Raw genomic sequence first — 23,009 nt, forward strand, 5'->3', positions numbered from 1 at the left:
TTTGTGGTTTGTGGTTTGTGGTTTGTGGTTTGTGGTTTGTGGTGCCGGCTCCCTTTTATCGAAAATATGTGCATTCACGCCAAATCCAGGCACAGATATTTTAATTCCAAATATTCATTCACGCCGTATTTGCTGCCTTCCCGCCCCAAGCCGCTCATTTTGATGCCCCCGAACGGCGCAACTTCATTGCTGATTAAGCCCGTGTTAATGCCGACCATACCGTATTCCAGCGCTTCGCCCACCCGCCACTGGCGCGCGGTATCGCGGGTAAAAAAATAGCCGGCCAAACCGAATTCGGTATTATTGGCGGCAGCAACGGCTTCTTCTTCGCTGTCGAATTTAAACACCGGACACAACGGCCCGAAGGTTTCTTCGCAAGCCACCCGCATTCCGGCGGTTACATCGCGCAAAACGGTCGGTTCAAAAAAAGTTCCGCCTAAACTGCTGCGTTTGCCCCCGACCAAACATACTGCTCCTTTTTTCAGCGCATCGGCAATGTGCTCTTCCACTTTTTCTACCGCTTTTTCTTCAATCAGCGGGCCCTGGTTTACCCCGTCTTCCAAACCGTTTCCCAGCTTGAGTGCCGCCGTTTTTTCAGACAAACGCCGGCAGAATTCATCGTAAATTCCGGCCTGGACATATACGCGGTTGGTGCAGACACAGGTTTGCCCGCTGTTGCGGAATTTGCTGGCCAGCACACCTTCCACCGCTTTATCCAAATCGGCATCGTCAAATACCAGAAACGGCGCATTGCCGCCCAGCTCCAAGCTGAGTTTTTTGATTTGGGCGGCACTGTCGGCAAAAATCTTTGCGCCCACTTCGGTGGATCCGGTAAAACTGATTTTGCGTATGGTCTCATTGCGGGCAAACACGCCGCCGATTTCCGAAGCACTGCCGCTAACGATTGCAAACAAATCTTTTGGTATGCCCGCCCGATAAGCCAATGTTGCCAGCGCATAGGCCGAGAGCGGCGTGAGCGCGGCGGGTTTCACCAGCATGGCGCAGCCTGCCGCCAATGCAGGAGCAGCCTTGCGGGTAATCATCGCAGCGGGGAAGTTCCACGGTGTGATCGCGGCAGTTACCCCTATCGGCTGTTTGATCACCATAATTTTTTGGTTAGGCTTCACACCGGTGAGAATATCGCCATCGATACGGCGGGCCTCTTCGGCAAACCAGCGGATAAAGCTTGCTGCATAATCCATCTCTCCCCGCGATTCAGCCAAACTTTTGCCTTGCTCCATCGTTATCAACCGCGCCAGATTTTCTTTATTGTCCTTCAGTGACCGGTACCAGCACCACAAAATGTCGGCACGCTCCAATGCAGTTTTGGCCGCCCAACTTTTCTGCGCCGCAGCAGCACGCTCAATCAAAGCATCCAAAGCCCGAGCAGCGGTTTTTTTCACATAGGCCAACGTCTCTCCGGTGGCAGGATTGTTTACTTCAATGCCCTCTGCCAAAGCGCTGAGGCTGACATCTGAATGTTGCAGTAATTGCCCGATCATTTTCATCTTCACTTCCCTCAAACCATAGCCGTCAAAAAAAGGCCGGCAGGCCGGCGGCTGTTCCGTTTGGCAAAACTTCGACACCGCCGGAAAAGAGCCGTTTTTTTTACTTTTCCGCCAATCGCCGCAACTTGTTGACATCCGCCCGACCTGATCCAAACCGTATAAAGAGCCGTCTGAAATGCAGCATGGTAAAAACTTCCCTCTACGCCGCCATTGTTTTCAGACAGCCGTGTCCGGTGTTTCCACCGATACCGCCCGGCATGGATAAGGTTTGCCTTTGATAACCGCATATTCGGCAACTCCGCTGTTTCCAACAAACCAACCGCATATCTCACCAAACTCTTTGGAAACCGCCGTCTGCTTGTTTACAGACCAACCCACCCCATCGTTTATCCCTTATTTGTGAAGACGGTATCCCACCATGAGCAGCCTTTAGATTCTGCAAACTGAAACGCACTTTTCAGAACGCACTTTTCAGACGGCCGAACCAACTTCCAAACCATCTCAATTCCCATATACTTAGCAAACAACAAGAATAAAACAAGGCACCGAACCGCAGACAGCAAAAATACGGCAAGGCCGGGCAGCAATGCTGTAGCACCCTATATTTACTTTGCTGCATTCAACATTTCCCGCACCTGCACAACGCATATAAAAAGCGGCCTTAACGACCGCTGTATTAATTGGATTTTATACTTTATCTGCCGGATTGTGCATTTCTTGCGAAACGCCCGCTTCCGCTGCAATGGCTTGACCGGTTATCTTCTCTTCAGAAGCATGCCTGTTATTTTCAGCTTCTCCGGTACCGCTGTTTCCGGCCGGCGGCTGCGCCGCAGCATCGCCGTCCTTACGGATATTGTAGCTGTAATCTTTCGGCGGGCTGGGCTGCTTGCCATCCATGATTTCCAGTACTTGGTCGCGGTCGATGGTTTCCCATTCCATCAATGCTTTGCACATGGTTTCCATCTTATCGCGGTTTTCATCCAAGATTTTATAGGCCACGGCATATTGCTCGTCAAGAATGCGGCGGATTTCCGCATCCACCTCCCGCTGGGTTTTTTCGGAAATGTGCTGCGAACGGGTTACGCTGCGGCCGAGAAACACCTCGCCTTCGTTTTCGGCATAAACCATCTGCCCCATTTTGTCGCTCATACCGAAACGGGTAACCATTTCGCGGGCAATTTGGGTGGCGCGCTCGAAATCGTTGGAAGCGCCGGTAGAAATGCGGCCGACAAACAAATCTTCGGCAATACGACCGCCATACAAAATTGAAATCTGGCTCAACATTTGGTCTTTATACATGCTGATACGGTCGCGCTCGGGAAGCTGCCAAGTCAGCCCCAGCGCACGGCCGCGCGGCATAATGGTTACTTTGTGGACGGGATCCGTATATTCCAAACTTTCCGCCACAATGGCATGACCGGCCTCATGGTAGGCAGTGGCACGCTTCTCATCTTCGTGCATCACCATCGAACGGCGCTCGGGGCCCATATAGATTTTGTCTTTTGCATCTTCAAAGTCGCTTTGATCGACTTTCACTTTATTGCGGCGGCCGGCAAACAGGGCTGCTTCGTTCACCAAGTTGGCCAAATCCGCACCCGAAAAACCCGGCGTGCCGCGTGCCAGCGAAACCAAATCCACCGATTCGTCAAGCGGCACCTTCTTGGCGTGTACTTTCAAAATCTGTTCCCGACCGCGGATATCGGGCAGCGGCACCACCACTTGGCGGTCGAAACGGCCGGGGCGCTGCAAAGCGGGGTCAAGCACATCCGGGCGGTTGGTAGCAGCAATCACAATCACAGTTTGGTTGCTTTCGAAACCGTCCATTTCAACCAACAATTGGTTAAGGGTTTGTTCGCGCTCATCGTTACCGCCGCCCAAACCGGCACCGCGCTGGCGGCCTACCGCATCGATTTCATCGATAAAGATGATACAGGGGGCATTTTTCTTGGCCTGTTCGAACATATCGCGCACGCGGCTGGCACCCACGCCGACAAACATCTCCACGAAATCCGAGCCCGAGATGCTGAAAAACGGAACCTGTGCCTCACCGGCAATGGCTTTGGCCAGCAGGGTTTTACCCGTACCCGGGCTGCCTGCCAGCAGGATGCCGCGCGGCACACGTCCTCCCAGGCTCTGATAACGGTTGGGCGCCTTCAGATAATCAACGATTTCCTGAACTTCCTCTTTGGCCTCATCACAGCCTGCCACATCGGCAAAGGTTACTTTATTGGTGTCTTTGTCCAACAGTTTGGCGCGGCTTTTACCGAATGAAAATGCGCCGCCCTTACCGCCGCCGCCTGCCTGCATACGCATAAAATAAAACCATGCGCCGATTAAAAGCATCACCGGCAGCAGGCTGAACAGCAGGCTGGTGAGCATACTCGGTTTTTCTTCAGGCGTAACTTTTACACGCACTTTTTTATCCAACAGAGTCGGAACCAGCTTTTCATCTAACGGTGCATTGGTGAAAAATTCGGTTTTGTCCGTACGCGTGCCTTTAATCAGGTAGCCGCTGACCACCGAGCCTTCAATGTTCACATTGGCGATTTCGCCTTTGTTCACTTGTTCGATAAACTGCGAATATTCGATTTGCTGTTTGTTTTCTTTGCTGTCGCTGATTGCGTTGAACGCCATCAGCATGGCAACAATCAACACCAGCCAAACCAATACGTTTTTTAACATATTCCCCACTGAAACAGGCTCCATATAAGGGTCGAAAATAAAGACGGATTGTAAATCAGGCTATCCGCATTGTCAGCGTTTATTTTTGCCCAATAAATAAATCTCACTGGAACGATTGCGGGAGGCATTCGGTTTTCTGGTCTGCACCGAAGCAAACACTGCGCGCATGGACGCAGCATACTCTTGATACCCTGCTCCCTGAAACACTTTAACTAAAAAATTACCGCCGGTTTTCAAATGCTGGGCTGCAAAATCCAAAGCCAACCCGCACAAATCAAAACTGCGTGCCTGATCCGTTACGGCATTGCCCGACATATTGGGTGCCATATCGCAAATTACAAGATCCAGCGGGCGGCCTGCCAACAACTTTTCAAACTCGACCAAAACCGCATCTTCACGAAAATCACCTTGGATAAACGATACGCCCTCTATCGCATCCATCGGTAAAATATCCAAAGCAAACACCTTTCCGCCACTGCCGGCCAGCTGCGCTGCCGCCTGCGACCAGCTGCCGGGTGCGCTGCCCAAATCGGCCAATACCATACCTGGGCGGATAAGTTTGTCTTTTTCATTGATTTCCAATAGTTTGTAAGCCGCGCGTGCGCGGTAGCCTTCCTTTTTCGCCAAGTGTACATAATGGTCGTTAACGTGTTCGTTAAGCCATGCTTTGGAAGATTTGGAACGCACCGACATACCGCAACCATGCAAAAATAAAACTGTTATTGTACGTTATTTTCCCCTTTAAAGCGCCCCTTCGCGTAGAATAACCCCTTTAACCGATTTTGATATTTGAAGCAGAAAAATATGGCCGACCCACTCACCACCCAAGAAATTTTAACGCTCAAAGCCCGTGCCCATCATTTAAATCCCGTTGTGATGGTAGGCCGGCACGGTCTGACCGAATCCGTTATCAAAGAGACCGACACGGCGCTGGCAGCGCACGAGCTGATTAAAGTGCGCATATCGGGAGACGACCGTGCCGAACGCACAGCTATTTGCCAGGCTCTGTGCGAAGCGGTAAACGCGCAGTTGGTGCAGCATATCGGCAAACTGCTGGTTTTATGGCGCAAAAACACCGACAACTGAAAGCGCAAACCCACCAAATTCAAACAGGCCGTCTGAAAAACTTCTGCCTGCCCGGCTGTTACAGAAGCTCTTCAGACGGCCTATCCGATAGCCTTTGGCAATCGGCAGACAATTCTAGCGCCATTCCATTTTAACCAAGCGCAACACCAAACCCAGCCCCAATACGCTGCACACCATATAAATAATGGTCGAAACGCCGTGCCACCTGCCGAACGAGCCGCCCAGCAACATTAACAGCCAGTTTGCCGTGCCTGTTTTATGCGCTTCGATCACAGGCGCAATCAAAAACTGGTTTACCGCCAGCAAAGCCAGCAGCAGCAAAATCCATTTTCCCGTATGCCTGCGCGTATCATTTCGTTTTTGCTCCAACCTGCCCGTAAAATAAACCAGCAGCCAAACAAACAGACCGATATATGATGTTGCGGTGAACAAAATTCCTGCCAAGGCACCCGCCTGCATTCTTTCCAAATGCTGAAACAAAACGGGGGCAGCCAGATAGCCCACGCCCAACTGCAAGCCCAGCCATACTCCGGCCAACACACCGGACAATTTTTTCATCATCTGCTCCTTGCACCAAAATTCACGCACAATACCATTTTCCGCCCTTCCCCATCAAGCGCGGCAAAAGCCTTTGGCCGTCTGAATGCCCTGCCCGATCAAAGACAGGCAGCGCAAAAAATGCTATGCTTTGCGCTTTGCGTTTGATTGTGCGATTCATGAAAAAGCTATTGATTTCCCTGTTGCTTGCCCTTGCGGCCGTATCGGCAGCCTTATTTGGCGCACTGCCCTACTATCTCGGCATCAAAGCCGAAGAGAGCCTGGCCGCCCAGCAACAACTACTGTCGCAATCCGGCTTTCTCACCATCGAATCGCACCAATACCGGCGCGGCTGGTTCGGCGCAACCGAAACCACAGTCGTGCGGCTGAAACCCACATTGCTTCATAACACCGGGAAATACCTGCCCGACAACATAAAAACCGTTTTAAAAGAACCTGTTAAAATTATCAACCATATTCAGCACGGCCCGTTTGCCGGCAGTTTTACGCCCATACGCGCCCATGTGGAAACCGAATTCCGATACCACCCCGAAGCGGCCAAAGTGTTGGCGCGCTTTTTCGGCACTCAGGCACCCGTCAGCCTAACCAACACCGTTCATCTCAGCGGCAGCGGCAAGCTGTCTTTAACCGTGCCCGCATTCGATTATGAAGAGCTTTCGGGCATCAAACTGAATTGGCAGGGCTTGAGCGGCACCACCGCCTACCAACCCGGGTTCGCCGCCTATAGCCACGATTACACCGCTCCCGCCCTGCTGGCCGAACTGGCCGGCAAAGGCAATATTGCACTGGAAAACCTGCGTATCCGCACCGAAACCACCGATGGCGGCAACCAATTGGCACTGGGCGGCAGCCGATTCAAGCTGGATAAATTTTCTATGCACTGGAAAGAAGGTTTCGACTACCACATCAAAATCAATGAATTGGTCAATCTGATTACCGACTTGCAGATTGGCGCGTTTATCAACCCCACCGGCACCGTTGCCCCTTCCAAAATCGCCGTAGAAAAACTCAGTTTCGACACCCAAACCCGTGAAAACGGCGAATGGATCGACAGCGAAGGCCGCTTCCGCTTTGAAACCCTCGTTTACGGCGACACCCGCTACGGCCCGCTCGACATCAACGTAACTGCCGAACACCTGGATGCCAAAAGCCTTTTGGCCGTTAAAAACAAAATGGCCGAACTTTCGTCAAAAGAAATGAACGAAGAGCAGATTCAAAGCGAGCTGTTGAAAACCGCCCGCGACGAAGCCTCCGGCCTGTTTACCCGAAACCCCGTTCTAAACGTTAAAAACTTCACCTTTAAAACACCGCAGGGCACAATTGATGTGAAAGGCCGGCTGGGCTTCAACGGGCTCACCCGAGCAGATATGGACAATCTCAGCGCCATGCTCGATAAAACCCATGCCCGCTTCGATATGCAGGTGCCGCAAAAACTGCTCGAGCAGCTCGCCGTCAGCCAGGCCGGCAATATTTTCAGCGTGAATCCGGAAGACCTTGCCGAAGGCCGTGCCAGCCTGGAAGACATCAACGAAACCTTGCGCCTGATGGTGGAGAGCACCGTCAATTCCATGGCGCACGGGCAATATCTCACCATTGATGAAGGCAATATCAAAACCCTGCTTGAGCTGGATAACGGCCGTCTGAAACTCAACGGCAGAATATTCCAAACCGCACCCGAGCCGGAATTTACCGAAGCAGATATGCTGCCCGAAACCGCGGTTTCCGCGCCTTAGGATTACCCCTTTAAACACCATTGGCGCAACAGGCCGTCTGAAAGTTTTCAGACGGCCTGAGTTTTTCAAGCGGCACTGTTTTTCAACCCTGGCACCCAAACGGCTTGACACACCGTTTTTCTGCCATGTAATGACTAAACAGTCATTCATTAGGAAGCAGAAATGGTCAGACCGTTAAGTGCAGAAAAACACCAAACGCTAATACAAACAGCCATCGCGCTGATTGCCGAACAGGGATTGTCGGCCGGCACCGCCAACATCGCCAAACAGGCAGGCGTGGCCGGCGGAACCCTGTTCACCTATTTCGACAGCAAAGAAGCGCTGTTTAACCAGGCCTATTTAAGCATCAAGGCCGATATTGCCGCCGCCGTGTCAGGCAGCGGCAATGGTGGCGTGCCTATACCGACTGGGGCCTGCGTCATCCGCGCGAACGGGCGGCGGTGCGCCAACTGGAATCTTCATTGTTGCTGACCCTGCAAACGCGGCAGCAGACGCGGGAAATGTTTGCCCCGATGTGGCAGATACTCGATGAAGCCGAGCGCTCGGGGCAGTTTTATCTGCCGTTGGATTTCACGGTGCCGATGATGGAAGGCATGGCGGAAACCGCCATCCAGCATCTGGCAGCGCCTTCCTCGCCCGGGCAGCAGGCCGCTTTTGAAATGATGTGGCGCGCACTGGTGAAACCGTAATGCTTTTTTCAGACGGCCTTTTCAGCAAACCCGGCCCATTTCCGCCACCCGGCAGGCCGCAGGCCGTGCAGAAAGCACGGAACCGCTGTTGCCGCTTGGGCGACATGCCGAACCGTTCTCCGGATCAAAGCGCAGCCGCGCCGCAGGCGGGACGGAATAATACGGAGCCACCCTATTTCATTTCATCTTTTACGGCAATCCAGAATAAAAACGGGGAGGCAGCCCAACCGCAGGCCGTGCCGTCTGCGCTTCACGGTGGAGCAACCCCGCACCGTTATTGTTTTACTTTATATTTTCAATAGGATATTCAACATGAAACACACCGCATTAATCACCGGCGCTTCCAACGGCATCGGTTTGGAGCTGGCCCGCATTCACGCCGAACGCGGCGGCGGTTTGGTTTTGGTGGCGCGCTCGCAAAACAAACTCGAACAGCTGGCGCAGGAATTGCGCACGCAATACGGCAGCAACGTTACCGTGATTGCGCAGGATTTGGCCGCACCGCAGGCCGCGCAGGCAGTATTTGCCCAAACCGAGCAGGCGGGCATTCAAGTGGATATTTTGATCAACAATGCCGGATTCGGCGGTCACGGCCGCTTTTTCGAGCGCGAATTGGCCAAAGAGCAGCAAATGATCCAACTTAATATCACCGCGCTCACCGAGCTGACCCATCTCTATCTGCAAGACATGGCGCGGCGCGGCGGCAAAATCCTAAACGTTTCCTCCACCGCCTCGTTTATGCCCGGCCCCCTGCAGGCGGTGTATTACGCCAGCAAAGCCTATGTGACTTCGTTCAGCCAGGCGCTGGCCGAAGAAGTGCGCGAATTCGGCGTTACCGTTACCGCGCTGTGCCCCGGTGCGGTGGCAACGGGTTTCGTAGATGCCGGCGGTTTGCAGGATGTGGGCGCATGGAAAAACGCCAAATCGGCGCAATCAGTGGCCGAATACGGCTATCGGGCAATGGAAAAAGGCGAACTGGTGGCATTTAACGAAGGCAAACTGAAGTTTGCCTTGGAATGGATAATTCCGCTGCTGCCGCGCAAAACCGTGTTGAAAATGTCGCGCAAGGCAATGGAAAAGTAGTCTCAATAAAATAAAGGATTGACTATGCACGCCCTCATTATCGGCGCCACCGGCGCAACCGGCCGCGCGTTGTTGGATACCTTGCTGAACAATTCCGCCTTCGGGCGGGTCAGCATTTTCGTGCGCCGCCCCGTGGCCGTTGAGCACCCCAAACTTGCGGTTCATGTTATCGATTTCGCGCAAACCCGCACCTGGCAAGACAAAGTGCGCGGCGATGCGCTGTTTTCCTGCCTCGGCACCACCCTTAAAGACGCAGGCAGCAAAGAAGCGCAGTGGCAAATTGATTACGACTACCCATACCGGTTTGCACAAACCGCCCAAGCCAACGGCGTGCCACAGTTGCTGCTGGTGTCTTCCGCCTACGCCAACCCCGCATCGAAAGGGTTTTACACCCGCATGAAAGGCAGGCTGGAGCAAGATATTACCGCGCTGGGTTTTGCCTCGCTCGGCATCTTCCGCCCGCCGAGCCTGGTGCGCCCGAACACCGACCGCACCGGCGAAAAAACCGCACTGTGGATATTGAACCGCTTAAACCGCATCGGCCTGTTGCACGCCATGCAGCCCATGCCCGTGGCAGAACTGGCGCAAGCCCTGGCAGCAGCCGCCAAACAGGCAGTACCGGGCGTGCGCATTTTGGAAACACAGGAAATCCGCGCTGCAGCCGACACGCGATAATACCCAAAACCGCCATAGCCTAGCGCCGTCAAAACACAAAGCCGTCTGAAAACAGAAACCTGCCCGAGTGCAAGATCCTCTGAAAGGTTGAAAGGCAGGAGGTCGGTTTGAAAAATATCAAAGCCGTTTGAAATCGGAATGCCTGATTGGAAGCATCAAAGCCGTCTGAAAGAGTTTAATTAAACGGCCTCATGCCCTTTCAGACGGCCTTATAATATATTGCACCCCATGAAAAAAGGGGGCATTTTTACATTCTTTTCAATACTGCCAAAACTTTAACCCCAGCCCCTGCCGATAAACCACACCGCCGCTGCAACGGCAACGGCATAGCCGAAACCGCGCCCTCCAATTTATACCGCGCAGTATCAAGGCCGTCTGAAAGCGCTTATATTCAAGAAACCTTTCAGACGGCCTTAGCCCGAACTTAGAACAGCCATTGCCAAAACCCCATAAAGCCCGTTCCCGTTATCAAAACCCGAAGCGCAACAACAAAGCGCTCCTGACCGCCACGCCTACGGCAGATATGCCGCGCTGCCGAAATCCAAGCCGTCTGAAAAAAGGAACCCTGCCCGAACGCAAGATCCTCTGAAAGGTTGAAAGGAGGTCGGTTTGAAAAACACCAAAGCCGTTTGAAATCGGAATGCCTGATTGAAGCATCAAAGCCGTCTGAAAAGCGCTTATGTTTTGAAACCTTTTCAGACGGCCTGTATCTGCTGTTTGGCAGTGGGGATAGTGTTTCGTCAAGCTTGGTCCGCATGGCGGGCGGGCTGTTTTGAACGGGATAGTTTCTGCGCCAGAATTTCTGCCAACGCATCGAATACAAAGCGGATGCGCGGCGGTGTTACCGTGCGTTGCGGGCGGTACACATACGCCGTCCACTTCTTGCGTTCCATTTCGGGGAATAATTCCACCAGTTCGCCGGTTGATAAATACGGTTGGCACAGCAGGCGCGGCAGGCAGGAGAAGGCCTGCCCCTTTAACACGCCGATCAATTCGTTTTCCATGCGGTTGCTGACAAATTTCGGCCTGGCCGGGGAAAATTGGTATTGGTTGGACAGATACCAATTCCATACCCGCCCTGTGTTGGGGTTGATTAACGCGCTCAGGGGATAATGCCGTTGCAGGCTTTGCCAGTCTTCCGGCATGCCGGTCTGCGCGATCAATTCGGGGCTGGCGACAATGCAGTCTTCTGCCGTGCCGACTTTTTTGATAATCAAACGGCTGTCTTCGGGCGTGCCGAAGCGGATGCCGACATCGATTTGCGCATCGACCACATCGACCAAGCCCAAATCCGACCGCCAATCAATCATCAAATCGGGGAGGCCGGCCGATTTTTCCCAAAGTTCACCCAGCACTTCCTGCATCAAGGCCATATCCGGCACGGCAATACGCACCAGGCCGGCGATATGTTGGTCTTGCTGCCTGCTGTTTCGGGCAAACAGGCGTTCGCTGTCGGCCAACAGCTGGCGCGCCTGCGGCAGAAACTGTTTGCCGATTAAAGACGGCTACAACTGGTTTGGCAAAGAGCCGGCAACCGTGTTGGCGTTTTTAGACAAATATATGAAATAATTTGATTTATTTTTTAATTTAATGGAATACGGGCGGTGTATTTGTATGCTGCAAATACACCGCTTCGATATATTTCAGGAAACAAGATGAAACATATTTTAATCATTTCAGAGCACCCGGATTCAGACGGCTCCACCGCCAATACCTTGATTATCAACGAAGTGCAAAAACAATTGCCTGATGTGGAAGTGCGCCGTCTGGACAAACTGTATCCCGATTACCAAATCAACGTGCCGGCCGAGCAAGAAGCCTTAAGCCGCGCCGATGTAATTGTGTAGCAGTTTCCGTTTTATTGGTACAGCACGCCGGCGTTGCTGAAAAAATGGATCGACGACGTGCATACCCACAGTTTCGCCTATGGCTCGACAGGCGATAAACTGCACGGCAAAAAACTGATTGTTTCGTTTACCGCAGGCGGCTCGGCGCAGGATTATTCGGCAGGCGGACACGAAGGCATGGAGCTGCCCGCATTTTTTCCGCAATTTTCCCAAACAGCACATTTGTGCGGCATGGATTTTCAAACACCGGTTTATTCGCACAGTATGCACTACATCGCAGGAGCAGGCAGCCCAGACGACCTCGCCCGCATACAGGCCGATACGCTTGATCATGCCGGGCGTTTGATTGCCGCCATTCGGTCGCTATGAGGTTTTTCCCGAAAATGATGCTATGGGTTGTCAGCGCGGCAGTTTTGCTCATTACGTCGGCCGCTGCGGTTATCGTGGGCATAGATTCCTATCAATACCGGCAAAATCAACAATTAATCGAAAAATTTGCGCCCGATAAAGATAAAGCGCCAAGCAAAACCCTGGTGGTGTTTTTCTCCCGCTCGGGCAATACCGAAATCATGGCGCGCAAAATTACCCAATTAACTGGGGCCGATATATTGCCTTTGCAGTCTGCCCACAATCAAATTGGGGGGGGGGGCTGGCTACAAGCCTTACAAGATGCCCGCAATACCGATGCGGATATTACGCCTAATAAAGTGGATTTAAGTGCTTATGATACAGTGTATATCGGCTCGCCCGTGTGGTTGTACAACCCGGCACCGCAGATTTATCAGTTTGCCAAAAACCATGATTTTTCAGGAAAACAGGTGATTCTGTTCAATTCGATGAACAGCAAATTCGAGCAGCGTTTTATTGATGATTTTAAAGATATTGTCAAACAAAACGGCGGCACATTTACCAGGCATCTCTACATTATCCGCGGGCGGATGGGGCAGCAGATGCCGGCGGATGTATTTTTGCAGAAGGTGGAAAAACTGATGGAAACCGAAGCGCATTAAAACGCCGAATATAAAATACCCGTGCTTAATAAATAGAGGCCTCAAAAATATACACCACGCCGCCCCCGACACCGGCTTTTTTCCGTTTTTCGTGATGGGTGCACGGCATCAATCACGATGATTTTGATGTTTCAGACGGCCTCGGCGGGTTGTGCAGAGCATCGCGCTCCAACGGATATTTTCCATTCCATAAAGCAGCAGGTGCGGTAGCACCTTATACCCGCTTTCCGCCTCCCCGCCCCTTCGACAGACTATGCCGCAGATGCCTGTCGTATTGCAATACGCATTCGGGTTTGCCCTGTGCAGCCAACACGTAAAGGTGCGCTGCTGCCGATGCGGCAAGGCTTTCCAAGGTGTAGCCCCCCTCAAGCACCGACACTACACGGCCTTCGGCGCTCTCGGCCGCGCGCATGATTTTATGGGTCAGCCAGGCAAAATCGGCTTCGTGCAGGTTCAGACGACCGGTTTCGTCTTGTTTGTGGGCATCGAAACCCGCCGAAAGCAGCACCAGCTCCGGCTTGAATGCCTGCAAACGGGGCAGCCATTGCTCACGCACTGCTTTGCGGAACATGCGGCTGCCGGTGTGCGGTGCAAACTCGATTTCAACGCTGTTGCGCTCTTTGCTCCGCCCGGTCTCTGGAAACGGATACAGCCCCTGCGCGAAGCTGTTGAAAAACAGTATGCGCGGATCGTTGCCGAAAATTTCTTCGGTACCATCGCCGTGATGTACATCAAAATCTACTACGGCAATGCGTTGCAGGCGGAAATTGGCAATGGCGTGCATGGCGCCCACGGCCACATTGTTGATCAGGCAGAAACCGCCCGCTTTGCCGCTGTGGGCATGATGTCCGGGCGGGCGCACGGCACAGAAGGCGTTAAAGGCTTCGCCTTTCATTACCATTTCCACCGCCTTCACCACCGCACCCGCTGCATAGCGTGCGGCCTGCAACGATTCGTGGCTCATCACTGTATCGCCATCCAGGCGGTAGATTTTGCCCGCAGGCGGCTGCACCGACTCCAAAAAGCGCAGATATTTGCGCGGGTGAACCAAAGCCAGCTGTTTGTCGGCCACTTCTGACGCCTGCACGGCCTGCATCACGCTCCGGATGCCCTGTCTTTCAAGCTCTGCTTCAATAGCTGCGATCCGCTTCGGCGATTCGGGATGACCGGTATCCGGTTCGTGCTGTAGAAACAGCGGATGGCTGATCCACGCCGTTTTGGCCTTTTGACCCAGCAGGCGGCGCAATTTGGTGCGCATATATTTAACGATATTCATTGCCGTGCTTTCCGTTTTCAACGCCGCTGCATGTTTTTCAGACGGCCTTTGCATCATTTCAAGCCCTGCCATACGGAAATTTCTTGGAAAAATCCGCCCTGCCCTTTAGAATAGCTTACTTTTAGCGGCAATCCAAACTGTTTGCTGCCTGCCAACAATTTAAGGAATGAAAACATGATTGATTTTGCTTATGCTGCCGATGCCGCCCAACCGAGTATGTTGATGCAGTTTGCCCCGCTGGTGCTGATTTTGGTGGTGTTTTATTTTCTGATTATGCGCCCGCAGCAAAAGAAATTCAAAGCCCACCAAGCAATGTTGGCCGAACTCAAGCGCGGCGACAAGGTTATTTTGGCTTCGGGCTTCAAAGGCACAGTCAACAAAGTGGGCGAGCAGTTTTTTACTGTGGAAATTGCGCGCGGGGTAGAAGTTGAAGTGGAGCGCAACGCCATCGCCAGCAAAGTCGAATAAGCCTGCTGCTTGAAAAGCCGCTGCATTCGTGCTGCGGCTGTTTGTATTTATAAAATAAAGGTTTAATATGAACCGTTATCCGCTTTGGAAATACCTGTTGATTGCCGCCACGGTTATTTTGGGCATCATCTATACCCTGCCCAACCTGTTTGGCGAAACCCCGGCAGTGCAAGTATCCACCAACCGACAATCCATCATCATTAACGATCAAACTGAAGCGCGCGTAGCCGCCGCACTCAAAGCTGCCAACATTCAAACCGATGGTATGTTTGTGGCCGACAATTCGCTGAAAGTGCGCTTCAAAGACACTGAAACCCAGCTTAAAGCCCGAGATGTGATTGAAAACACCATGGGAGAAGGCTATATCACCGCGCTCAACCTGCTGGCCGACAGCCCCGAGTGGATGGCTAAAATCAAGGCCAACCCGATGTTTTTGGGCTTGGATCTGCGCGGCGGTGTGCACTTCACCATGCAGGTGGACATGAAAGCTGCCTTGCAGAAAACCTTTGAGCGCTATTCTGGCGATATCCGCCGCGAACTGCGCCGCCAGAAAATCCGCACCGGCACCGTGCGCCAAACCGAAAACAGCTTGATTGTGCCGTTTCAAGACCGCGCCGACTTACAGAAAGCGCTGCCGCAGCTTCGCAATTATTTTCCCGAAGCCACGCTGACCCCGCAGGATAACAATCTGGTGCTGACGCTGTCGCAGGATGTGCTCAACAAAGTGCGCAACGATGCGCTCAAACAAAATATCACCACCCTTCACAACCGCGTAAACGAATTGGGCGTGGCCGAACCGGTGATTCAGCAGGCAGGCGCGGAACGCATTGTCGTGCAGTTGCCGGGCGTGCAGGATACCGCCAAAGCTAAAGACATTATCGGCCGCACCGCCACGCTGGAAGTGCGCATGGTTTCCGATGATCCCGCCCAAGTTCAGACGGCCTTGGCAGGCAATGTTCCCTCAGGTTACGAATTGCTTTACAGCGCGGGCGAGCAGCCGCACCCCACTTTGGTGAGCAGGCAGGTCGAGCTTACCGGCGACAACATCAACGATGCCCAACCGGGCTTTGATGAAATGGGCGCGCCCGCCGTCAATATCAATCTCGACAGCACCGGCGGCAATATCTTTGCCGAACTCACCTCGCAAAATGTGGGCAAACGCATGGCAATGGTGTTGATTGACCAGGGCAAAGCGGAGGTGGTTACCGCGCCTGTTATCCGTTCTGCCATTACCGGCGGCCGCGTTCAAATTTCCGGCAGCATGAGTGCTGCCGAAGCCAACGATACCTCGCTGCTGTTGCGCGCCGGCTCGCTGGCGGCTCCGATGGAAATCGTGGAAGAGCGCACCATCGGCCCGTCTTTAGGCAAAGAAAACATTGCTAAAGGCTTCAATTCTACCCTGTGGGGTTTTGCTGCCGTAGCTGCCTTTATGGTGGTGTATTACCGGCTGATGGGCGTGTTTTCCACCATCGCGCTTACCACCAATATTCTCTTTCTGATAGCGATTCTGTCGGCACTGCAAGCCACGCTGACACTGCCCGGCATTGCTGCGCTGGCCTTGACGCTGGGTATGGCAATCGACTCCAACGTGTTGATTAACGAGCGTATCCGCGAAGAATTGCGTGCGGGTACGCCGCCGCAGCAGGCCATCAACTTAGGCTTTCAGCACGCTTGGGCAACCATTGTCGATTCCAATATCACTTCGCTGATTGCCGGTATCGCCCTGCTGATTTTCGGCTCCGGCCCCGTACGCGGTTTTGCCGTGGTGCACTGCTTGGGTATTCTCACTTCGATGTATTCTTCGGTTGTGGTGTTCCGCGCGCTGGTTAATCTGTGGTACGGTCGCCGCCGCAAACTGCAAAGTATTTCTATCGGCTCGGTGTGGAAACCCGAAACCGAAACGGCCGGCAAGGAGTAAGCAATATGGAACTATTCAAAATCAAACGCGATATTCCGTTTATGAGCTATGGCAAGCTCACAACGTTTATCTCACTGGTAACATTTATCGCCGCCGTTTTTTTTCTGGTTACCAAAGGCTTGAACTTCTCGGTTGAATTTACCGGCGGCACGGTAATGGAAGTGCAATACCGGCAAAGTGCCGACATCGACAAAATGCGCGGGCGCCTCGACACGCTGAAGCTGGGCGATGTTCAAGTGCAGGCATTGGGCACCAACCGGCACATCATGATACGCCTGCCGAACAAAGAAGGCGTGCCTTCTGCCCAGCTGTCCAACAATGTGATGAACCTGCTCAAACAAGACAACCCCGATGTTACCCTGCGCCAGGTTGAATTCATCGGCCCGCAGGTAGGCGACGAGCTGGTAACCAACGGCCTTTTGGCGCTGGGCATGGTGGTGGCGGGCATCATTATCTACCTTTCCGTGCGCTTCGAGTGGCGTTTTGCTGTTTCGGCAATTATCGCCAATATGCACGACATTGTGATTATTCTCGGCTGTTTTGCCTTTTTCCAATGGGAGTTCTCACTCACCGTGCTGGCCGGTATTCTCGCGGTGCTGGGCTACTCGGTGAATGAATCGGTGGTGGTGTTTGACCGTATCCGCGAAAATTTCCGCAAACCTCAAATGCGCAATAAAACCGTGCCGCAGATTATCGACAACGCCATTACCGCCACTATGAGCCGCACCATCATCACCCACGGCTCCACCGAGGCCATGGTACTTTCCATGCTGATTTTCGGCGGTGCCGCGCTGCACGGCTTCTCCATGGCACTAACCATCGGCATCGTATTCGGCATCTACTCTTCTGTGCTGGTGGCCAGCCCGATGCTGCTGATGTTCGGATTAAGCCGGGAAAACCTGGTCAAACCGCAAAAGCAGAAAGAAGAAGCCGTGGTTTAACGCATTCCCTGCCGTACGGCCGTCTGAAAGCAATTGTTTTCAGACGGCTTTTTAATATGATCCACCACTATTTGATACAATATAACATATTGAATTTTATAATAAAATTTTACACAAACCAGCGTTTGCTCTATAACGGGCCGCATTACTGTCCAACCACTCTGAAAGGATTCAATATGAAAGCAATGGCTTATTACGGCGCGGGCGACATCCGTTTTGAAGAGAAACCCAAGCCGCAAATTATCGACCCCACCGATGCAGTCGTGAAAATCGTGAAAACCACCATTTGCGGCACCGACTTGGGGATTTGGAAAGGCAAAAACCCTGAAATCGAGCCAGGGCGCATTCTCGGCCACGAAGGCATCGGCATCGTTGAAGAAGTCGGCTCAGCAGTAAACAATATTAAAAAAGGCGATAAAGTTATCATTTCGTGCGTCAGCAAATGCTGCACCTGCGATAACTGCAAAGTACAACTGTATTCCCACTGCCGCAACGGCGGCTGGATTCTCGGCTATATGATAGACGGCACCCAGGCCGAATATGTGCACACACCCTATGCCGACAACAGCCTGATTCCGCTGCCCGACAATGTAAATGAAGAAGTTGCCCTACTGTTGAGCGATGCCTTGCCCACAGCCCACGAAATCGGCGTTCAATATGGCGATGTCAAACCCGGCAACACCGTGTTTATCGCAGGTGCCGGCCCCGTGGGAATGTCGGCACTCCTGACCGCGCAGTTATACAGCCCCTCCGTGCTGATTGTGTGCGATATGGATGAAAACCGCCTGAAGCTGGCGAAAGAATTGGGCGCTACCCACACCGTCAACCCTGCATCAGGCGATGTAGCCAAACAGGTGGCCGGTATTGTCGGCGAAGACGGCGTTGATACCGCCATCGAAGCAGTGGGCATCCCCGCCACTTGGAATATGTGCCAAGATATCGTTAAACCCGGCGGCAATCTGGCCGTAGTCGGCGTATATGGCGCATCGGTTGATTTCAAACTGGAAAAACTGTGGATTAAAAACCTCACCATCACCACCGGCCTGGTGAATGCCAACACCACTGAAATGCTGATGAAAGCGATTTCCACCAGCTCGGTGGATTACACCAAAATGCTCACCCACCGCTTTAAGTTCAGCGAGTTGGAAAAAGCTTATGATGTTTTCAAACATGCGGCTGAAAACGGCGCCATGAAAGTGGTTCTGACTGCAGACTGACCTGCGTGCAGGATAATATGAAACCAAGCTGACAAAGGCCGTCTGAAAAATTTTCAGACGGCCTTTGCGTTTGTTGCGAAATAAAGTTCACTAAAAAACGTTTTATTATAAATAATTTATTTTTTTAACATTTGGATCGTTTTTTTACATAAGAGATTAGCACTTTCTTTCATTTTTTTAGAAACTTAATAAATGAAATCCACTCTGACTACACAATGCAGCTTGGTTCTGCATCTTGATGGCTTAACGCCGCCCATGCCTGTCCGACACTTCACGGACGGCTGAAAACCATTTCAATTGAAAGGACTTGTATTCATGAAAAAAGTATTAATCGCCGCCGCTTTCACCGCCCTGGCTCTCACTGCCTGCTCCAGCAATAAAGACAAAGCGCCCGAAACCGCAAACATCACCGTTGAGCAGGCTCTGCAAGAATGCCAACAGACTGTAGGCAACACCCAAGACCGTGCTGCTTTTGATGCCTGCATGAAAGATAAAGGCTTCGAACGTCCGAATGCTGCCGCCGGCTCAGAGCCTGCCGCTCCCGTTAAACCTACCAAATAAAAAAGTATGTTTTAACGTTTGGATCAGACAAACGGCTGCCTCGTCAGCCGCTTGTCTTTTTCAAGCAATCGGCATAAAAATACCAACCGGATTTTAACCATAGGTATTTCCGTAGCAGGCAGAGCTCTACCGCATTACCGCTATTCCAACTAGAAGATTTTTGAAACAACGCCAAAAACGTTTGCATATTCTTACCGAAATAGTGTTGGCAAAAAAATGCATTCAGGGCTACAATCACAAAGTGTTTTCCCGAATATTTCAAAACCATAATAACGGAGTATAAAAATGACCGCTAAAGGACAAATGCTACAAGATCCTTTTTTGAATGCTTTACGGAAAGAGCATGTTCCGGTTTCCATTTATTTGGTAAACGGCATCAAACTTCAGGGGCAGGTTGAATCATTTGACCAATATGTCGTATTGTTGCGCAACACCTCGGTAACACAAATGGTATATAAACACGCCATTTCCACCATTGTTCCCGCGCGTGCAGTGAGTTTGCAACAGCAGGAACACAAACAAACTCAGGCCGCAGCCCCTGTTCAGGTAGAAACCCAACAGCCGGCCGAATAAGGCAGCAATACAAATACCTTACCGAAACAATGCGGTAAGGTATTTTTTATATCTCTTTTTTCAGACGGCCGGATAATGCTGCTAAATAATATTCTGCCTTTCGCCCATCATTTGCTGCGCAGCAGCATCCGCCCCGGTGAAAGCGTACTTGATGGAACCGCAGGCAACGGCCACGACACCTTGTTGCTGGCACAATGCGTTGGCGCCGGAGGAAAAGTGTGGGCGTTTGACATACAGGCGCAGGCACTGGCGCAAACTGCCGCCCGATTGGCCGATGCCGGCATCCGAACCAAAGTGGAATATGTATGCGCAGGACATGAAACATTGGCAGAATATGTCGAAGAACCATTATCCGCTGCGGTATTTAATTTCGGCTGGCTTCCCGGCGGCAACAAAATGCTGACCACCCAAGCCGCCACCAGCATACCCGCTTTAACGGCTTCCTTAGCATTGCTGAAACCGGGTGGTTTGCTGGTAGCCGTTCTGTATCCCGGCCATGATGCCGGATACCATGAAGCACATTCCGTGGAACAATGGGCGGCAGATTTACCGCAGCAGCAATATGCCGTATTGAAATACGGTTTTATCAACCGCCAAAACCAACCGCCTTATTTGCTGGCGGTTGAAAAGTTGCAGAAAATCAGGCAAGCCTGATGAAATTAGGGCGGTAACAGTATCTCCGATGATAAAGCAATCGGCCTGCAAGCTAACGCGCATTCGCTTTCACGATCCTTCCTAATCAACTGATTCATTATATCTTCCCCGAAGTTGGCAAATTCACAACAAACCGGCTTCCCTGAAAAAATGCCCGTAAACTTCCGCCTTCTTTTCCAATGCCAGCGGATAAGCCCGCGATGATGACGGCAGGCGGTACAAACGCAGATTCCGCCCGTTAAACAACGCTTCGGCATATTCCCCGATTTTCGGCTTGGCAGTTTCAGACGGCATCAGAGCAAGCAATGTGTCCGTAGCCAACTCACCTGTGGTCATCACGGTTCGGCACCGCGGAATGCACGCCAACACGGCCTCCAAATCCACCGGTTCGACAATTTCCAAAAATTTATCTGCCGCATTACCCTGCAAACGCCGTACCTTATACGCCGTGTCGCCGACAGCAATGCCTTTCTCCGCTAAAAACGAACGCAGCAAACTTTCTTTAAACGCCTTGCCGCCTGCTTCAACAAAATAATCTTTATCGCCGAAAAACACCAAGCCGAACACCCGCCACATATCGTTTTGAAAATTCGGATAATAAAAATCCATTTTCCAGCGTGTACGCGGCGGCGGAAACGATCCAAGCATCAATAATCGGGCGTTTGCCGGCAAAAACGGGGGCAAGGGGTGGGTTTCTATAGTAGTGTTCGTCATCGGCAAGAGCAATAAACAGAAGCAGGCGGAAAGCCCGTCCTGCAGATCGGATACAGCTTAAAAAGCGCGCTACCGTGCCAACTGTGCCTTCATCCATTTCAAATAGGGCAGAAAACCACCCTGTACCGGCTGCATCAGCACTTGCGGGCAGTCATAGCTGTGGTGGCGCACAATAATTTTTTCCACCGCCTTGTAATGGCAGCGGGCAGTTTTAATCACCAAGCGGATTTCTTCACCACTGCACAATTGGCCGTTCCACATATACCGGCTGCTGACACTTTCATATTGCACGCAGGCAGCCAAGCCGTTTTCGAGCAACAAGCGGCCGATAAGCTCGGCTTCTTCGCGGCTCGGCGCGGTGGCAGTGATGATAACGGGCTTGAAACGGAGCATATTCAGACGGCCTTTGTTAAAGTTTGAAATTCAAAACCGGCCAACCCCGGGCTTCGGCTTCCTGCTGCAATATTTCATCGGGATTAACGGCCACTGGGTCGCTCACCAAATGCAGCAGCGGCAGGTCGTTTTTAGAGTCGCTGTAAAAATAGGTTTTGCCGTAGTCTGCAAGCGTTTCGCCGCGCGCAGCCAACCATTCGTTCAGGCGGGTGATTTTGCCTTCTTTCAGGCTGGGCGTGCCGACATAATTGCCGGTGTAGCGGCCGTCTGCACCGGTTTCCAGCCGAGTTCCAATGATATTTTCGATGCCGAACAGGCGGCAGATGGGGGTGATGATAAATTCGTTGGTCGATGAAATCACCAGCAATTCATCACCGGCACTGCGGTGGCTCTCCACCAGCATTTTCTGCATGGGCGAAATATGCGGGATAATAAAAGCGGCAGTAAATTCGCCGTGCATCTCGACCAACTCTTCTTTACTGAACCGGCCGAGCGGCTCCAAGTGGAATTTCAGAAATTCATCGATATTCAGGCAGCCGTTTTGGTAGTCGCGGTAGAACTTATCGTTTTGGGCGCGGGTGTATGCGGCATCGACCACGCCTTTCTGAATCAGATATTGCGGCCACGCGTGGTCGGAATCGGTGTTGATTAAAGTGTTGTCCAAATCGAAAATGGCGAGGTTTTTCATGCCTGCTCCTTCAGAAGCTGCCGCAACAACGGCAGGGTGATGCGCTTGCCCATTGAAACGGCATAGCGGTCTAAGGTATCGAGCATCTGCATCAGGCTGTCGGTGTCGCGCCGCCAATGATTGAGCAGATAATGAAAGATTTCAGGCTCCACCACCAATTGACGGGCAGCGGCCATACTCACCAACGCATCGATTTTTTCTTGGTCGCTCAACGGTTTGACATCGTAAACCAAACAATAGCCCATACGGGTGCGCAAATCTTCGCGCAACACCAACGCGTGCGGCGGCACCCCGCCGCTGAGCAGCAAAAATCCGCAGCCGCTGTTGCGCAAGCGGTTGAATATTTCAAACAGCACCGCCTGCCCGCTGCTGTCGAGTTTGTCTATCTGATCTACCGCCAGATATTCGGCTTCAAACGCCGTTTCCTCCAGCGGGGTGTCGGCGGCATCGACATAAACAGCGTTTTTGCCCGCCTGCGAAGCCTGCGCCACCCAGGCCTGCAGCAGGTGGCTCTTGCCCGAACCGGGCAGCCCCCACACATAAACAAACTGCCCCTGCGCTTGTTGCAGCATATACAGCAACTCGGCGTTAGACCTACCCAGAAATTTATCAAACGAAGGGTAGTCGCGGGAGGCAAAGTCAAAAATCAACTGGTTCACGGCGTGGTTTGCGCGTCTTTTTAAAACACTGCATTGTAAGCGGTTTCAGCAAACGGCAGCAAGCAGCGGCGCCGTT

At 52.3% G+C, this 23,009-nt stretch carries 24 protein-coding genes and 1 pseudogene; 15 read left to right on the top strand and 10 right to left on the bottom strand.

Annotated elements, in window-relative coordinates; all coding sequences use genetic code 11:
* Positions 1-74 precede the first annotated feature (74 nt).
* From H7A79_RS07010 to H7A79_RS07020, 3 genes are all read right to left on the bottom strand, one after another.
* On the bottom strand, positions 75-1,508 hold the full coding sequence (locus H7A79_RS07010) for an NAD-dependent succinate-semialdehyde dehydrogenase (RefSeq protein WP_135034271.1): 1,434 nt from the start codon (positions 1,506-1,508) through the stop codon (positions 75-77).
* Positions 1,509-2,195: 687 nt separating this feature from the next.
* A complete protein-coding gene (gene ftsH, locus H7A79_RS07015; RefSeq protein WP_135034272.1) occupies positions 2,196-4,199 on the bottom strand; it encodes an ATP-dependent zinc metalloprotease FtsH in 2,004 nt (667 codons plus the stop codon).
* A gap of 63 nt (positions 4,200-4,262) precedes the next feature.
* Entirely contained in the window at positions 4,263-4,883 is a 621-nt protein-coding gene (locus H7A79_RS07020) for an RlmE family RNA methyltransferase (RefSeq protein ID WP_187001480.1), read from the bottom strand.
* Positions 4,884-4,994: 111 nt separating this feature from the next.
* Between H7A79_RS07020 and yhbY the strand changes: the two genes are divergently transcribed.
* Positions 4,995-5,276: a ribosome assembly RNA-binding protein YhbY gene (gene yhbY / locus H7A79_RS07025; RefSeq protein WP_187001481.1), complete on the top strand. Its 282-nt coding sequence runs from the start codon at positions 4,995-4,997 to the stop codon at positions 5,274-5,276.
* Between the two features lie 114 nt (positions 5,277-5,390).
* Here yhbY and H7A79_RS07030 read toward each other — a convergent pair whose 3' ends face one another.
* The gene (locus H7A79_RS07030) at positions 5,391-5,837 is read right to left on the bottom strand and encodes a DUF4149 domain-containing protein (RefSeq protein WP_434968546.1); all 447 of its coding nucleotides are present in this window, start codon (positions 5,835-5,837) and stop codon (positions 5,391-5,393) included.
* A gap of 155 nt (positions 5,838-5,992) precedes the next feature.
* Between H7A79_RS07030 and H7A79_RS07035 the strand changes: the two genes are divergently transcribed.
* The 5 genes from H7A79_RS07035 to H7A79_RS07055 all read left to right on the top strand — a co-directional run bounded on the left by H7A79_RS07035 (position 5,993) and on the right by H7A79_RS07055 (position 10,014).
* Positions 5,993-7,567 (top strand): YdgA family protein, encoded by a 1,575-nt coding sequence (locus H7A79_RS07035; RefSeq protein ID WP_187001482.1) that lies wholly within the window; start codon positions 5,993-5,995, stop codon positions 7,565-7,567.
* A gap of 162 nt (positions 7,568-7,729) precedes the next feature.
* Positions 7,730-8,038: a TetR/AcrR family transcriptional regulator gene (locus tag H7A79_RS07040; protein WP_187001483.1), complete on the top strand. Its 309-nt coding sequence runs from the start codon at positions 7,730-7,732 to the stop codon at positions 8,036-8,038.
* A complete protein-coding gene (locus H7A79_RS07045; protein WP_187001484.1) occupies positions 8,029-8,256 on the top strand; it encodes a hypothetical protein in 228 nt (75 codons plus the stop codon). The genes H7A79_RS07040 and H7A79_RS07045 overlap by 10 nt, the downstream gene beginning before the upstream one ends.
* A 312-nt stretch (positions 8,257-8,568) precedes the next feature.
* Positions 8,569-9,339, top strand: coding sequence for an SDR family NAD(P)-dependent oxidoreductase (locus tag H7A79_RS07050; RefSeq protein WP_187001485.1), 771 nt, complete (start codon positions 8,569-8,571; stop codon positions 9,337-9,339).
* A 24-nt stretch (positions 9,340-9,363) separates the two neighbouring features.
* Positions 9,364-10,014, top strand: coding sequence for an NAD(P)H-binding protein (locus H7A79_RS07055; RefSeq protein ID WP_187001486.1), 651 nt, complete (start codon positions 9,364-9,366; stop codon positions 10,012-10,014).
* Positions 10,015-10,754: 740 nt separating this feature from the next.
* Here the strand turns inward: H7A79_RS07055 and H7A79_RS07060 are convergent.
* Complete coding sequence (locus tag H7A79_RS07060) at positions 10,755-11,474, bottom strand: LysR substrate-binding domain-containing protein (protein ID WP_187001487.1); 720 nt, start codon at positions 11,472-11,474, stop codon at positions 10,755-10,757.
* A 195-nt stretch (positions 11,475-11,669) separates the two neighbouring features.
* Here H7A79_RS07060 and H7A79_RS07065 point away from each other — a divergent pair.
* Positions 11,670-12,230 (top strand): annotated as a pseudogene (locus tag H7A79_RS07065) (NAD(P)H-dependent oxidoreductase).
* A gap of 44 nt (positions 12,231-12,274) precedes the next feature.
* Positions 12,275-12,871, top strand: coding sequence for a flavodoxin family protein (locus tag H7A79_RS07070; protein ID WP_187001488.1), 597 nt, complete (start codon positions 12,275-12,277; stop codon positions 12,869-12,871).
* A gap of 214 nt (positions 12,872-13,085) precedes the next feature.
* Here H7A79_RS07070 and H7A79_RS07075 read toward each other — a convergent pair whose 3' ends face one another.
* The gene (locus H7A79_RS07075) at positions 13,086-14,147 is read right to left on the bottom strand and encodes a histone deacetylase family protein (RefSeq protein ID WP_187001647.1); all 1,062 of its coding nucleotides are present in this window, start codon (positions 14,145-14,147) and stop codon (positions 13,086-13,088) included.
* Positions 14,148-14,321: 174 nt separating this feature from the next.
* Here H7A79_RS07075 and yajC point away from each other — a divergent pair, with 174 nt between their 5' ends.
* The 7 genes from yajC to mnmM all read left to right on the top strand — a co-directional run bounded on the left by yajC (position 14,322) and on the right by mnmM (position 20,479).
* Complete coding sequence (gene yajC, locus H7A79_RS07080) at positions 14,322-14,615, top strand: preprotein translocase subunit YajC (RefSeq protein ID WP_135034281.1); 294 nt, start codon at positions 14,322-14,324, stop codon at positions 14,613-14,615.
* A 67-nt stretch (positions 14,616-14,682) separates the two neighbouring features.
* Positions 14,683-16,533: a protein translocase subunit SecD gene (secD, locus tag H7A79_RS07085; RefSeq protein WP_187001489.1), complete on the top strand. Its 1,851-nt coding sequence runs from the start codon at positions 14,683-14,685 to the stop codon at positions 16,531-16,533.
* A gap of 5 nt (positions 16,534-16,538) precedes the next feature.
* Positions 16,539-17,474, top strand: a complete 936-nt coding sequence (gene secF, locus H7A79_RS07090) for a protein translocase subunit SecF (RefSeq protein WP_187001490.1) — start codon at positions 16,539-16,541, stop codon at positions 17,472-17,474.
* A gap of 176 nt (positions 17,475-17,650) precedes the next feature.
* The gene (locus H7A79_RS07095; protein WP_187001491.1) at positions 17,651-18,691 is read left to right on the top strand and encodes a zinc-dependent alcohol dehydrogenase family protein; all 1,041 of its coding nucleotides are present in this window, start codon (positions 17,651-17,653) and stop codon (positions 18,689-18,691) included.
* 315 nt (positions 18,692-19,006) lie between these two features.
* Positions 19,007-19,252: a hypothetical protein gene (locus tag H7A79_RS07100; RefSeq protein ID WP_187001492.1), complete on the top strand. Its 246-nt coding sequence runs from the start codon at positions 19,007-19,009 to the stop codon at positions 19,250-19,252.
* Between the two features lie 285 nt (positions 19,253-19,537).
* Complete coding sequence (hfq, locus tag H7A79_RS07105; protein WP_135034286.1) at positions 19,538-19,825, top strand: RNA chaperone Hfq; 288 nt, start codon at positions 19,538-19,540, stop codon at positions 19,823-19,825.
* 75 nt (positions 19,826-19,900) lie between these two features.
* Positions 19,901-20,479: a tRNA 5-(aminomethyl)-2-thiouridylate-methyltransferase MnmM gene (mnmM, locus tag H7A79_RS07110; RefSeq protein WP_187001493.1), complete on the top strand. Its 579-nt coding sequence runs from the start codon at positions 19,901-19,903 to the stop codon at positions 20,477-20,479.
* A 123-nt stretch (positions 20,480-20,602) separates the two neighbouring features.
* On the opposite strand, the gene H7A79_RS07115 is transcribed toward mnmM, so the two are convergent.
* The 4 genes from H7A79_RS07115 to hda all read right to left on the bottom strand — a co-directional run bounded on the left by H7A79_RS07115 (position 20,603) and on the right by hda (position 22,933).
* Entirely contained in the window at positions 20,603-21,193 is a 591-nt protein-coding gene (locus H7A79_RS07115) for a uracil-DNA glycosylase family protein (protein ID WP_187001494.1), read from the bottom strand.
* Between the two features lie 69 nt (positions 21,194-21,262).
* Positions 21,263-21,586 (bottom strand): divalent-cation tolerance protein CutA, encoded by a 324-nt coding sequence (gene cutA, locus H7A79_RS07120; protein ID WP_135034287.1) that lies wholly within the window; start codon positions 21,584-21,586, stop codon positions 21,263-21,265.
* 16 nt (positions 21,587-21,602) lie between these two features.
* Complete coding sequence (locus H7A79_RS07125) at positions 21,603-22,274, bottom strand: histidinol-phosphatase (protein WP_135034288.1); 672 nt, start codon at positions 22,272-22,274, stop codon at positions 21,603-21,605.
* The gene (gene hda / locus H7A79_RS07130; RefSeq protein ID WP_187001495.1) at positions 22,271-22,933 is read right to left on the bottom strand and encodes a DnaA regulatory inactivator Hda; all 663 of its coding nucleotides are present in this window, start codon (positions 22,931-22,933) and stop codon (positions 22,271-22,273) included. Before hda ends, H7A79_RS07125 begins: the two co-directional genes overlap by 4 nt.
* Between the last annotated feature and the right edge of the window lie 76 nt (positions 22,934-23,009).

The organism is Neisseria musculi, assembly GCF_014297595.2.
Lineage (GTDB): Bacteria > Pseudomonadota > Gammaproteobacteria > Burkholderiales > Neisseriaceae > Neisseria > Neisseria musculi.